Source organism: Paenibacillus sp. FSL H7-0703 (assembly GCF_038003485.1).
Lineage (GTDB): Bacteria > Bacillota > Bacilli > Paenibacillales > Paenibacillaceae > Paenibacillus > Paenibacillus polymyxa_B.
Genome location: NZ_JBBOPF010000001.1, coordinates 3,959,867 through 3,972,642, shown reverse-complemented (window position 1 = coordinate 3,972,642; position 12,776 = coordinate 3,959,867). Strand labels below are relative to the sequence as shown.

Here is a 12,776-nt window from a genome sequence, read left to right as displayed (position 1 = left end):
AGTATAAATCATTTGTAACACTTATAAACCTGCATAGCCTACCCATAACGAATAAAAAAAGACTCGGACTCGAGCCTTTTCCCTGTCAGCCTCTACTTTCAACTATCTCTTACTTCCAGATACTTTTCAAGTTTACGCTTGACCCGTTGCAGCGCGTTATCAATGGATTTCACATGGCGGTCAAGATCCTCTGCAATCTCCTGATACGAACGTCCGTCCAGATACAACATAAGTACCTTGCGTTCCAGCTCGCTCAGAATCTCGGACATCTTGTCCTCAAGGCCCACAAACTCTTCCTGATTGATTATCAGCTCTTCAGGGTCACTTACTTGTGTTCCGCAAATCACATCGAGCAACGTGCGGTCTGACTCTTCATCATAGATGGGTTTGTCCAGAGATACGTAAGAGTTCAGAGGAATGTGCTTTTGTCGTGTAGCCGTCTTAATTGCCGTAATAATCTGTCGTGTAATGCACAACTCGGCGAAAGCCTTGAACGAAGCAAGCTTGTCTCCCTTAAAATCACGAATGGATTTGTAGAGACCAATCATGCCCTCCTGAATAATATCCTCGCGATCAGCACCAATCAAGAAGTAGGATCTGGCCTTGGCCCGCACAAAGTTCCGGTATTTGTTAATCAGAAACTCCAGTGCTTCCCCATCACCTTCATGGACTGCTCCGACAATGTCTTCATCATTTTTGTAATCAAACTTTGACAACATGATATCCTTGAGGTCCACACTCACTAACAATCCCTCCGGCTGCAACGCAAGGTACCCGTTACTCTCTCAAATATAGGACAAGTATACGCGATGTAACCTGATACCGTCAACCACAACAACCTAAAAAAGAAGAGCGCTAACAAAATTGTCAATGGTTTCAAAATGGAGGAGTGCCCAATTATTGGTTTATTCTCTTCTCCATCGTTCAAACAACTTTCGAAGCTCCGGACTCAGTTTGGCATCTAGCGAGTTACGGGACAATTTGGCACTATCCTGCTGGATTCGCTTCTGCACTTCCCTTTCGGATTCCTCAATCTCGATCAGTAATTCCCGCGCCGACACCCTGAGTGCACCTTGTCCAAATGCGACATGTTGCTCTACCTGATCGCTTGTCGCTACGTAAATACTTCTTCTCTTACTGCTCAGCTCCCGAACCAATCGCTCGATGCACTCATCAGCAGTTTCTTTTTCTCTGGTAAAATAAATCTGGACTTTGCTCTGAGCAAAAGTTTTACCTAATCCTGGCACCCTGTAAGCATCAAATACGACGATGACTCTTCTGCCGGAATACGCCTGATGATCCGCCAGTCGTTCAAGAAGTCTGTCCCTCGCTTCCTGCATACCAGATTGTACCAGTGCGGAAAGTTCGGGCCAGGCTCCAATCATGTTGTAACCGTCCACAAGCAGAACATCCCGCGTGTCAGCCATATCGTTAGCCCCGTGCCTGTCGTCCGCGCAATACTTCGTACATGACAACACCCGCAGCTACAGAAGCATTAAGGGAATTAATTTGCCCCGCCATTGGCAGCTTGACGAGTACATCGCATTTTTCACGGATCAAACGGCCCATTCCTTTATTCTCGTTACCAATGACAATGGCTACTGGCCCCGTGAATACTCCATTCCCAAAGACAGGATCTGTCGCTGTAACATCCGTGCCAACTACCCATACACCTTCTTCTTTAAGACGATCAATGGTTTGTCCCAGATTGTTTACACGCGCCACCGGGACGTACTCCACAGCACCTGCCGATGTTTTGGACACTGTTACAGTTACAGCTGCAGAGCGCCTTTTCGGCACAATAACACCATGTGCTCCAGTGCAGTCCGCTGTACGAAGGATGGAGCCCAAATTATGAGGATCTTCAATCTCATCCAGCAAAATTAAAAACGGCTCTTCTCCCTTATCACGAGCAGTGGCGAGCAATTCTTCCACTTCAACATAGGCAAAAGGCGCAGCTTGCGCGACCACTCCCTGATGCTGAATGCCCGGAACCATTTGATCCAGCTTACGCTTGTCTACCTGCAAGACAATAATTCCTGCTTTTTTGGCCTCAGCTGTAATCGGCAGCGTCAAATGTTTTTGTGCATTATCCGCAATCCATATTTTATTTATCGTTCTACCTGAACGCAATGCCTCCGTTACCGAATGCTTACCGGCAATCCATTCTTCTTCCATCTCTAGCTTCCTCCCGGGAAACGGCCGATGCTTGTTCCATCCAGTCCGTTCCCATTTATGATTTTTCTGTATTTTCCATCTGTGCAATTCCGTACGTAATCAACTCTCTTAATCTGTCCAAATGTCCATCACAATAAAGAGATCCAATCAACCCTTCCAGTGCAGTGGCGTGCCGATACTCAAGCACATCAGCATTTTTGGGCAAACTTCCTGATTTAGCATTTCTTCCTTGTCGCACAATATCGCGTTCTTCTTCCGTCAGTACCTTTTCCAATAGCCCCAACATGCGACTCTGCGCCTTGGCGGAGACTAGCCCTGTGGCTCGGCGGTGCAGATGATTTGGACGCAGGTTGGGCTGTGCCAACAAATATTGCCGGACAGCTACCTCATACACTGCATCACCAATATAAGCTAGTGCAATGGGGGGCATCAAACGAGCTGGCTTGGACGCAGGGTACGGGAACCAGTTCCCCGTACCTGCCGATGCTCCTGATTTCAGTGGCTTATCACTCATTTTCGCCGCCACCGCATACCCTGCGCCGTATCTTCAAGCACAATGCCTTTTGCAGCCAACAGATCGCGAATTTCGTCAGCTCTACCCCAGTTTTTGGTCTTACGAGCTTCGACACGTTCTGCAATTAACTGCTCAATTTCGTCATCCAGCAACTCTTCACTCGGTTCCGAATAAATGCGAAGAACGTTATTCATCGATTGAAAGGTATGCAATACAGCTTGTAGTTCCGCCTGACGTACGACATCTCGCTGCAACAAATGGTTTGCTTCGCTAACCCAATCAAATACAGCAGTAATCGCATCAGGTGTATTGAAATCATCATTCATTTTTTCGCCAAACTGCTGCAAAATCCCGTCGAGCTTCGTTTGCAGTTCCGTCGATACTCCCCCATTACCTTCCAGCGCATTAGCTAAACGATGCTTCACATTGGCAACTGCATTGGCGATCCGCTCGACACTGTTCTCTGCCTGACTCATAGTCTCTTGGTTGTAGTTCAACGGATTCCGGTAATGCGTCGACAACATAAAATAACGTAAAGCCTCCGGCTTGTGATGAGCGCGCAAATCTTTAACCAAAATACCATTACCGAGTGATTTCGACATTTTTTCATTATCTATGCGAATATAGCCGTTATGCATCCAGTAGCGAGATAATGGCTTACCCGTGATCACTTCGGATTGTGCGCATTCACATTCATGATGCGGAAATTGCAGATCCTGTCCGCCCCCATGAATATCCAGTGTATCCCCCAAAAAATGGCGAGCCATAGCAGAGCATTCGATATGCCAGCCTGGTCGCCCATCTCCCCAAGGGCTCGACCAATAAATTTCGCCCGGTTTCGCTGCCTTCCAGAGTACAAAGTCCTCAGCATTTTCCTTGCGCTCATCCACATTGATGCGAATACCGAACTGAAGCTCTTCCAGATTTTGACCTGACAGTTGTCCGTAATCTTTGAACTTTTTGGTTCGATAGAACACATCGCCATCATTCTCATAGGCATAGTCCTTGTCTACCAATTCCTTAATAAAATCAATAATCAGGTCCATGCTCTCTGTTACACGAGGGTTCATACTGGCAGCAGGAACATTCAATCCTGCCAGATCCTCATGGTAGGCAGCAATAAATTTCTCAGCAACTGCCGAAACATCCATATCAAGTTCCCGAGCTTTGCGGATTAATTTATCATCGACATCCGTAAAATTCACCACATAGTTTACATCATAGCCCAAGTACTCCAGGTAGCTGCGCACCACGTCAAATACAATTACAGGTCGTGCATTGCCAATATGAATGTAATCATACACGGTAGGTCCGCATACATACATTTTAACCTTTCCAGGCTCCAGTGGCACAAAAGGCTCCCGACTCCTCGTCATTGTATTATAAATTTGAAGCGGCATTGTTATGTTCCTCCCTCATGAAAATCATTTTTCTAATTTATTCTCTTGGGTCACCTGATGTTTCTGAGCAGATGCCCCATCCTTCAAATCAGACATTTCTGCACGCAAACGTTCTATTTCCCGTTGAAGTTCTCGCATAGAGTCCACAACCGGATCAGGCAATTGATGACTAAGTCGGTCTGGACGCCTACCATCCTGTCTGACAACTCGCCCCGGGATGCCCACCACCGTACTGTTTGGTGGAACTTCTTTGAGCACAACCGAGTTAGAGCCAATGTTGGATTGTGCCCCAATCGTGAAAGAACCTAATATCTTTGCACCGGAGCCGATAACAACATTATTCCCAATGGTCGGATGGCGCTTCCCTTTCTCTTTCCCAGTCCCGCCGAGTGTGACCCCCTGATACAATATGACATCGTCGCCAATCTCACAGGTTTCACCGATGACAACTCCCATGCCATGATCAATGAACAGCCGATCTCCGATACGAGCGCCAGGATGAATTTCAATGCCTGTCATAAACCTTGATACCTGGGATATAACACGGGCTAGAGTACACCAGTTTCGCAAATAAAACCAATGTGCGATTCGATGTGCCCAAAGGGCATGAACGCCGGAATACGTAAAAATGACCTCCAGCTTACTCCGGGCGGCCGGATCATTATCCAAAACAGTCTGAATGTCGGATTTGAAATGTCTGAACATGTCGCCCTCCTATTCCCTTCATATCCTTGCCGCATCATCACTACACTTCACGTTCCGCCAATTTTCGCATCCACCAGCACTCTTCGACATTTTTCAATCTATAATGAGTCTGAGTCTGGTAAAAAAGAAAAAGCGTCTCCGCAGCCTAAGCTGCAGAGACGCATGAACGTGGTCCCACTCTGCTTCGAACATATCTGCTGCATAAAAAGCAGACAGTCCGTCTTTGGCGTCCTGTAACGGGAACGACTCGGCACGCCCTTGTCACATCAGCATTTGACGCTAATGAAAGTTCGGGCGCACGGCTCCCAGGCGCATTTCCTCCGCAGGTCATCTGGACGGCTCTCAGCCTGGAGTTTCCCCTCGACCGTCCTCTCTGGCAGATGCCCATATGCAGTGTACTTCTCCTGTTCGCAGCCTTTACACGTAAATATCAATCCGTATCAATGGAGTCATTATAGCGAAAAGACAACAAATTGACAAGAAATATCAGCCTTTAATTTGTGCCTTGAGACGATCCAGTACCTTGTCACGTCCGAGCAAAAAGATGGTTTCATTCAGATCTCGTCCATGCGTTTGGCCTGTAAGAGCCACACGAATCGGCATGAATAGTTGTTTTCCCTTAAAACCCGTTTCCTTTTGAACTTCCTTGATCAGCTTAGCCATTTGTGGAGCTGTAAATTCCTCACTCATTTCAACTTTACCTGCAAAAGCTCTAAGTACCTCAGGAACCTGCTCTTCGGCCAATACAGCTGCTGCTTCAGCATCCAGTTCCAGATGTGAACGGAAAAACAACTCAGACAACGCTACAATATCGGATGCAGAAGTCATCTGTTCCTGGTATAAACGAACAAGGGCCTTAGCCCAATCCAGTTGTTCCGCAGACAGTTCAGTCGGCAACAACCCCGCTGTCTGGAGATGGGGAATCGCCATGCTGGCAATTCGCTCAGGATCAGCCTTTTTAATATAGTGATTGTTCAGGTAAGCAAGCTTATTGGTATCAAACACAGCTGGACTTTTGGACAAACGATTAGGATCGAAAATCGAAATCAGTTGTTCCCGATCATAGATCTCTTCTTCGCCTTCCGGGGACCAGCCCAGTAGTGCAATGAAGTTGAATATAGCTTCTGGCAAATAGCCCAACTTGTCATACTGCTCCATGAACTGAATAATGGATTCGTTACGCTTACTGAGCTTTTTGTGATCCTCGCCTACAATCAGCGTCATATGACCGAAGCGTGGCGGTTCCCAGCCGAGAGCTTCAAAGATCATCAACTGCCGCGGTGTATTGGAAACATGGTCTTCGCCCCGTAGTACATGCGATATTTTCATCAAATAATCGTCAACCGCTACAGCGAAGTTATATGTCGGAATACCATCCTTTTTGACGATAACAAAATCGCCGCTTTCCTTGGAATTAAACGTAATTTGACCTTTAACGATATCGTCAAACGTATATTCACGATCTTCCGGTACGCGAAAACGAATACTTGGTACACGGCCCTCTGCTTCGAATGCCTGGCACTGTTCTTCTGTTAGATCACGATGTTTTCCAGAATAGCGTGGTGTCTCCCCACGTTCCGTCTGTTCTTCACGCTCGCGCTCCAGCTCTTCTTCAGTGCAGTAACAGCGATAAGCCAAACCACGATCCAGCAAATCCTGCCAGTACGTTTTATATATGTCCAAGCGTTCCGTCTGACGATAAGGTCCAAACTCGCCTCCCACGTCTACGCTCTCATCCCAGTCCATACCCAACCATTTCAAATATTTAAGTTGGCTTTCTTCTCCGCCCTCAATATTGCGCTTCACATCTGTGTCTTCAATACGAATAATAAATTTTCCACCTTGATTGCGAGCAAACAAATAATTAAATAATGCCGTTCTGGCATTTCCAATGTGCAGATGCCCTGTAGGGCTTGGTGCATAGCGTACACGAACTTCCGTGCTCATATAATCTCCTCCAAATTGAATTACTCAAGATGATAGCATTTACTTGATAAGACAGACAACCGATTGAGCCGCGATTCCTTCACCCCGTCCGGGAAACCCGAGTTGCTCTGTCGTGGTCGCCTTGACGTTCACCTGGGATAGCTCCTCTGCTTCCAAAGCCCGTGCAATGACTTCATTCATCTGCGGGATATACGATGCCATTTTGGGCTTTTGTGCGATAATCGTAGAATCAATATTCCCCAAGCGATATCCTCGCTCTTTAGCTAGCCCCCACACATGCTCCAGTAGCTTAAGACTGTCGGCATCCTTAAATTCTGGGTCATTATCCGGAAAATGCTTCCCGATGTCTCCCAAGCCAAGCGCGCCTAGGATAGCATCACTAATGGCATGCAGCAGCACGTCTGCATCGGAATGGCCCAACAAACCTTTTCCATACGGAATATTCACACCTCCGATGATGCATGGCCTTCCTTCCACCAGCTGGTGGACGTCAAATCCTTGTCCCACTCTGATCATTTGATATCCTCTCCCTCTGTTTTTACCCATAACGCCGCCATATCCAAATCCTCAGGCGTAGTAATTTTGATGTTCTTGTAGCTACCTTGAACGACAGTAACCGGAATTCCTAGCCGCTCTATCAGCATAGAATCATCTGTTCCCAAGAATCCCGACTGCTCCGCTTCCTCATAGGCTCGCAGCAGATCGGAAAGACGAAAAGTCTGTGGCGTTTGAATACTCCACAGACTTCGGCGATCCGGCGTTGCTGTAATGATACCATCCCCGTTCACTTGCTTGACCGTATCCTTTACAGGTACTGCCGCTACAGAAGCACCAGTACGCTGGGCTGCCTCAAGGCATGAACGTACAAGCTCAGGTTGAATGAGTGGACGCACACCATCATGCACCATCACCCAATCCGCTTGTAAGTGGCGCAGACCGCGATAAACCGAATGCTGGCGTTCATTGCCACCAGCCACCACCCGTACATTTTTACCGATTTTGTATTGATGAATCCAATCACGGCAGCGTTCCACATCTCCTGTCCCAGTCACCATCACCATTTCATCCACTTCGGGCATAGCTGCGAATATTTCAAGTGTATGTATGAAGATGGGCTTGTCCCGCAAAAGCAGAAATTGCTTGCTCTCCTGCGTCCCCATACGGGAGCCGCGCCCTGCTGCCACAATGACAACTCCTACCCGATTGTTCATTCAAATAACTCCTGCCCTGATCGCTTTGGACGATCCGTATGATAACACATCTACTTCATCATACCGCGTTTATTGAGCTTTTTCCAATAATTTTGGTTTAGCAAAGATCATACGGCCGGCAGAGGTCTGAAGTACACTCGTGACCAGTACCTCCATCAGAGAGCCAATATAGTCACGTCCGCCTTCTACAACAATCATCGTGCCATCATCCAGATAGGCTACACCCTGCCCATGCTCCTTGCCGTCTTTAATAATCTGCACCATAATTTCCTCGCCGGGCAATACGACAGGCTTCACTGCATTCGCCAAATCGTTAATATTTAGCACCGATACACCTTGCAGTTCGCATACTTTATTCAGGTTAAAATCATTAGTTACAACTTTACCCTGCAACACCTTTGCCAGCTTGACCAGCTTACTGTCGACCTCTGAAATTTCCTCAAAATCACCTTCGTAAATGAGCACATTCACATCCAGCTCTTTTTGGATTTTATTCAAAATATCCAGACCCCGGCGTCCACGATTACGCTTAAGTAAATCTGATGAATCTGCAATATGCTGAAGCTCCTCCAGCACAAATTCAGGAATCACAATCGTTCCTTCAATAAAACCTGTCTTGCAAATATCTGCAATACGCCCATCTATAATGACGCTGGTGTCCAATATTTTATGCTCCTCCAGCTTGCGTTCTTCTACACCCGTTCCCCGACCAAAAAAACCAGAACTCCAAAAGGATGACAGCTCATCCCGCTTTTCTAGTCCAACCATCAATCCTACATATCCGCATATCACGGTAACAGCGGTCTGGATAAGTTGACCTGGGGCCCCCAACCATGAAAAAAGCGGATAAACTGCTAAGGAAAGCGTCAATCCCACCGCTAAACCAATCACACCTGCCATCATCTCGTTCATCGGAATTCGTACCAAGCCTTCAATGCCCTGCTGCAATCGATTTGCCACGGATGCCCCTGCGAATGAACACCCAGCCATAAATAGCACTGCTCCCGCCATCATCCAAACAATCATTCCCGGTAAAGACCCATCACTCAACCATTGTGGCATCCACGATACAATGCCTCCTACCCGCTGGTATAACGTATAGCCAAACCATGCTCCGCACAATCCTGTAAAAGTTAAAATAGCCTTTCTCCACATTGAGTCTCTATACCTCCTTTATTTTCTTTGCATATAGTCTGCTGCTTATTGGATACATAGCATTTCTCTTACCAGTATGATCCATTTCCCACATAACTAACCCTGTGTTTTCACTTTTTATGCATAAAAAAAAAGCATTTATCTCCCTAAAATGATTCAAGGAAATAAATGCTTATTCTTGTTCTTGCTTGATACTAGCGCTGTGAATGACGATATTGATCGTCCTGTTCTTCCTGACTGGAACGCTCCCGATCACGTCCACGTCTGCGTGACAGCTTACGAATGTTCAGCTTCATACCATACAATGCATACAGCACCAGCGGTACAAAAATCAGCTTCGACAGCTGGTCAGGGAATTTAACAGCCAACACCACCGCTGCAATTACGACCCATGGAGCAACCCAGATCGCCTTTTTCGGAAGGCCGACCTTTTTAAAATTCGGATATCTCATGGAGCTGACCATCAAATAAGAAACCAGCAACATGGCAATCGACATGTATAACAATGAAATATCGTTATGAAATAAGGACAAAGTGGCTAATACGCCACCTGCTGCCGGAATTGGCAAACCCGTAAAATAACCTGGTACACCAGGACGTACGTTAAATCGAGCCAAACGCAACGCTCCGCACATCGGGAAAATGGCAGTAACCGTCCAAGCGAGAGCCGAATTCGCATCATGAAAAGCAACCATGTACATAATAACTGCGGGAGCAACACCAAAAGATATCATATCTGATAAGGAGTCCAGTTCTTTACCGAATTCGCTTTGGGCATTCAGGACCCGGGCCATTCTTCCATCCAGTCCGTCCAACAACATGGCGACAATAACCATAATAGCGGCAAGACTGTATTTTCCGTCTACAGCCAATAAAATGGCGATCATTCCGAGAAACAAGTTACCTAAGGTACACATGTTCGGAATTGATTTGGTAATCATCTCTTCACCTCAATGTATGAATTGTTCCATTATAATCCTTTCACTGTATTACATTTACATTTGCCTGTCAATGAAAACTTGTTCCTGCAAACGTTTAAGACCTTCTTTAATCGTACGCGCACGAACCTCTCCAATACCATCCACTTCATCCAGTTCTTCTATCGTTGCTGTGATGACATGTGGAAAACGTCCAAACCGCTCCACCAGATTATGAATAATCACATTCGGCAAACGCGGTATCTTGTTCAGTACCCGATAGCCACGTGCAGCAATATACTCCTCTGATGTCGCAGCTGAAGAAGGGTAGCCTAGTAAACGTACAATATGATTCACATCCAACAATTCGTCGTCCGTAGAACGTTTGAGTCCCAATATAATTTCACGAATCTTCTCGTCGCTATCGTCTTTGGCATAATCCTTATACAGCAACCAAGCTTCTTCCTCAATGTTGCTGACGAGCTCTTCCATCTGCATACTAATCAGACGGCCCTCATTTCCGAGCTCGTTAATAAATCGTTTGATTTCCATTTTGATGCGCAGCACCATTTCGATCCGCTGGATGACATTAACGACCTCCGGCATGGTAACCAGCTCTTCAAATTCAGATGCTGTCAAATTGGTAGAGGCTTGCCCCAACACGGATCTATATTTTTCTAACGTCTGAATAGCCTGATTAGCTTTCGTTAAAATAACTCCGATTTCCTTGAGCGCATACCGTAATGTCCCCTGATACAAGGTAATAATATTACGCCGCTGGGAAATAGACACAACTAATTTGCCAGTTTGCTTTGCAACTCGTTCTGCTGTCCGGTGCCGAATTCCTGTTTCAATTGAAGAAATGGAGGAGTCCGGAATCAGTTGTGTATTGGCATATAAAATTCGTTTTAAATCCTCGCTCAATATGATTGCGCCGTCCATTTTAGCCAATTCATACAAATAGTTCGGCGAAAAATCACAATTGATGGAGAAACCGCCATCCACGACTTCCATAACTTCTGGGCTATAGCCAACGACCAGAAGAGCACCCGTTTTGGCACGCAAAACGTTTTCCAACCCGTCGCGAAAGGGAGTTCCCGGTGCCACAAGCCGCAGCAAATCGTTCATTTTATCCAGTTGGCTCGCTTCTTTCATTCTCAATGCCCCCTAATCTAATGCGGCTGCCAGTGCATCTGCCACCGTTCCTACTCCTATAATTTGTATCCCTTTCGGATGTGTCCAGCCCTTCAAGCTTTTCTCCGGCATGATCACCCGTTTGAAACCTAGTTTCTCCGCCTCTCGTACTCGCTGTTCCGCTCGGGATACCGCACGCACCTCACCTGTCAGTCCCACCTCGCCAAAAATCACATCATACGGCTTTGTAGGAGCATCCCTAAAGCTGGAAGCAATACTCACAGCTATAGCCAAATCCACCGCCGGTTCATCCAACTTCACGCCTCCGGCTACGTTGAGATAAGCGTCCTGGTTTTGCAAAAACATGCCCATCCGCTTTTCTAGCACGGCTATGATTAATCCCATTCGATGATGGTCGACTCCTGTGCCCATTCGGCGTGGAGAGGGAAAATGTGTAGCTGCAATCAATGCTTGCAGTTCAACCAATACAGGTCGGGTTCCTTCCATACTGGCTACAACAGTAGAACCTGCCACACCCAGTGGTCGTTCAGACAGGAAAAGTTCAGAAGGATTCGAAACCTCACGCAAACCGCTTTCAGCCATTTCAAAAATACCAATTTCATTTGTAGAACCGAAACGATTTTTAACTGCACGCAAAAGCCGATACGTATGGTGACGCTCTCCTTCAAAATAAAGTACACAATCAACCATATGCTCCAACAAACGCGGACCTGCAATGGCCCCTTCCTTGGTCACATGTCCTACCAATACCGTAGCAATACCTAGCCCCTTGGCAATTCGCATAAAGCGTGAAGTACACTCCCGCACCTGAGCCACACTACCTGGTGCACTCGTCACCTCAGGCAAATATACAGTCTGTATCGAGTCGATGACCAAAAACTCCGGCTTCAAGCTGTCCACCGCTTCTTCAATCGTCTCCAAATTCGTCTCACATAATACGTATAGGCTGGGGGACAAGGCACCGAGCCGATCTGCACGGAGTTTCGTTTGACGGACAGATTCCTCACCAGACACGTACAGCACCTTTAAACCAGTTAAAGCCAGTTCATTAGATGTTTGCAGCATGAGCGTAGATTTACCGATTCCCGGATCACCGCCCACCAAAACGAGTGAACCCGGCACCACACCTCCACCGAGTACTCGATTCAATTCGCCAATTCCCGTCAAAATTCGTGTTTCTTTGCCACTCTCCACCTCTATAATAGGGAGTGGCTTGTCTTTTGTGCTATGAGTAAGAAGGGAAGACCCCATTCCTTGAGTTTTTACAACGCTTTCCGTTTCTTCGACCATGGAATTCCATGCCTGGCATCCAGGACATTTTCCGTACCATTTGGGCGATTCATAACCACATTCCGTACAGGAAAATTTAGTTTTCACTTTAGCCATACTTTGTTCCCTGGCTCCTTATTGACGACGATGATGTCAAATTTATGTTCATACAGCCCAGAAAGAGCTGTAACAATAAAAGTTTACCATTGAAGCTTGGCGGACGTAAAGCAATATCACAAACTTTCCCAAAGCATTTACCCAACCTTTTCACCGTGTTTTATACACAAAAAGGGTGTCTTCGCAATAGCTTTCCAGCTTGCGAGAC

The 12,776-nt window shown here is 46.6% G+C and carries 13 protein-coding genes; all 13 read right to left on the bottom strand.

Features of this window, described 5'->3' with window-relative positions:
* Nucleotides 1–98: 98 nt before the first annotated feature.
* Nucleotides 99–743: an RNA polymerase sporulation sigma factor SigH gene (gene sigH, locus MHB46_RS17465; protein WP_016324748.1), complete on the bottom strand. Its 645-nt coding sequence runs from the start codon at nucleotides 741–743 to the stop codon at nucleotides 99–101.
* Between the two features lie 162 nt (nucleotides 744–905).
* Nucleotides 906–1,427: an NYN domain-containing protein gene (locus MHB46_RS17460; protein ID WP_007432599.1), complete on the bottom strand. Its 522-nt coding sequence runs from the start codon at nucleotides 1,425–1,427 to the stop codon at nucleotides 906–908.
* A gap of 4 nt (nucleotides 1,428–1,431) precedes the next feature.
* On the bottom strand, nucleotides 1,432–2,178 hold the full coding sequence (rlmB, locus tag MHB46_RS17455; RefSeq protein WP_013312173.1) for a 23S rRNA (guanosine(2251)-2'-O)-methyltransferase RlmB: 747 nt from the start codon (nucleotides 2,176–2,178) through the stop codon (nucleotides 1,432–1,434).
* Between the two features lie 55 nt (nucleotides 2,179–2,233).
* Nucleotides 2,234–2,692 (bottom strand): Mini-ribonuclease 3, encoded by a 459-nt coding sequence (locus tag MHB46_RS17450; protein WP_341162976.1) that lies wholly within the window; start codon nucleotides 2,690–2,692, stop codon nucleotides 2,234–2,236.
* Nucleotides 2,689–4,092 (bottom strand): cysteine--tRNA ligase, encoded by a 1,404-nt coding sequence (gene cysS / locus MHB46_RS17445; protein ID WP_341162975.1) that lies wholly within the window; start codon nucleotides 4,090–4,092, stop codon nucleotides 2,689–2,691. Before cysS ends, MHB46_RS17450 begins: the two co-directional genes overlap by 4 nt.
* Nucleotides 4,093–4,116: 24 nt before the next feature.
* On the bottom strand, nucleotides 4,117–4,797 hold the full coding sequence (gene cysE, locus MHB46_RS17440) for a serine O-acetyltransferase (protein ID WP_069290484.1): 681 nt from the start codon (nucleotides 4,795–4,797) through the stop codon (nucleotides 4,117–4,119).
* Nucleotides 4,798–5,283: 486 nt separating this feature from the next.
* Nucleotides 5,284–6,744: a glutamate--tRNA ligase gene (gene gltX / locus MHB46_RS17435; protein WP_341162974.1), complete on the bottom strand. Its 1,461-nt coding sequence runs from the start codon at nucleotides 6,742–6,744 to the stop codon at nucleotides 5,284–5,286.
* Between the two features lie 39 nt (nucleotides 6,745–6,783).
* A complete protein-coding gene (gene ispF / locus MHB46_RS17430; protein ID WP_341162973.1) occupies nucleotides 6,784–7,260 on the bottom strand; it encodes a 2-C-methyl-D-erythritol 2,4-cyclodiphosphate synthase in 477 nt (158 codons plus the stop codon).
* Nucleotides 7,257–7,955, bottom strand: coding sequence for a 2-C-methyl-D-erythritol 4-phosphate cytidylyltransferase (gene ispD / locus MHB46_RS17425; protein ID WP_061831389.1), 699 nt, complete (start codon nucleotides 7,953–7,955; stop codon nucleotides 7,257–7,259). Before ispD ends, ispF begins: the two co-directional genes overlap by 4 nt.
* Before the next feature lie 69 nt (nucleotides 7,956–8,024).
* Nucleotides 8,025–9,110 carry a PIN/TRAM domain-containing protein gene (locus MHB46_RS17420; protein ID WP_039274953.1) on the bottom strand — a complete coding sequence of 362 codons (1,086 nt, stop codon included), beginning with the start codon at nucleotides 9,108–9,110 and terminating at the stop codon, nucleotides 8,025–8,027.
* A gap of 194 nt (nucleotides 9,111–9,304) precedes the next feature.
* Nucleotides 9,305–10,051: a CDP-diacylglycerol--serine O-phosphatidyltransferase gene (pssA, locus tag MHB46_RS17415; protein ID WP_025723803.1), complete on the bottom strand. Its 747-nt coding sequence runs from the start codon at nucleotides 10,049–10,051 to the stop codon at nucleotides 9,305–9,307.
* 54 nt (nucleotides 10,052–10,105) lie between these two features.
* The gene (disA, locus tag MHB46_RS17410) at nucleotides 10,106–11,182 is read right to left on the bottom strand and encodes a DNA integrity scanning diadenylate cyclase DisA (protein WP_013312183.1); all 1,077 of its coding nucleotides are present in this window, start codon (nucleotides 11,180–11,182) and stop codon (nucleotides 10,106–10,108) included.
* A gap of 12 nt (nucleotides 11,183–11,194) precedes the next feature.
* Nucleotides 11,195–12,568 carry a DNA repair protein RadA gene (radA, locus tag MHB46_RS17405; RefSeq protein WP_013312184.1) on the bottom strand — a complete coding sequence of 458 codons (1,374 nt, stop codon included), beginning with the start codon at nucleotides 12,566–12,568 and terminating at the stop codon, nucleotides 11,195–11,197.
* Nucleotides 12,569–12,776 lie beyond the last annotated feature (208 nt).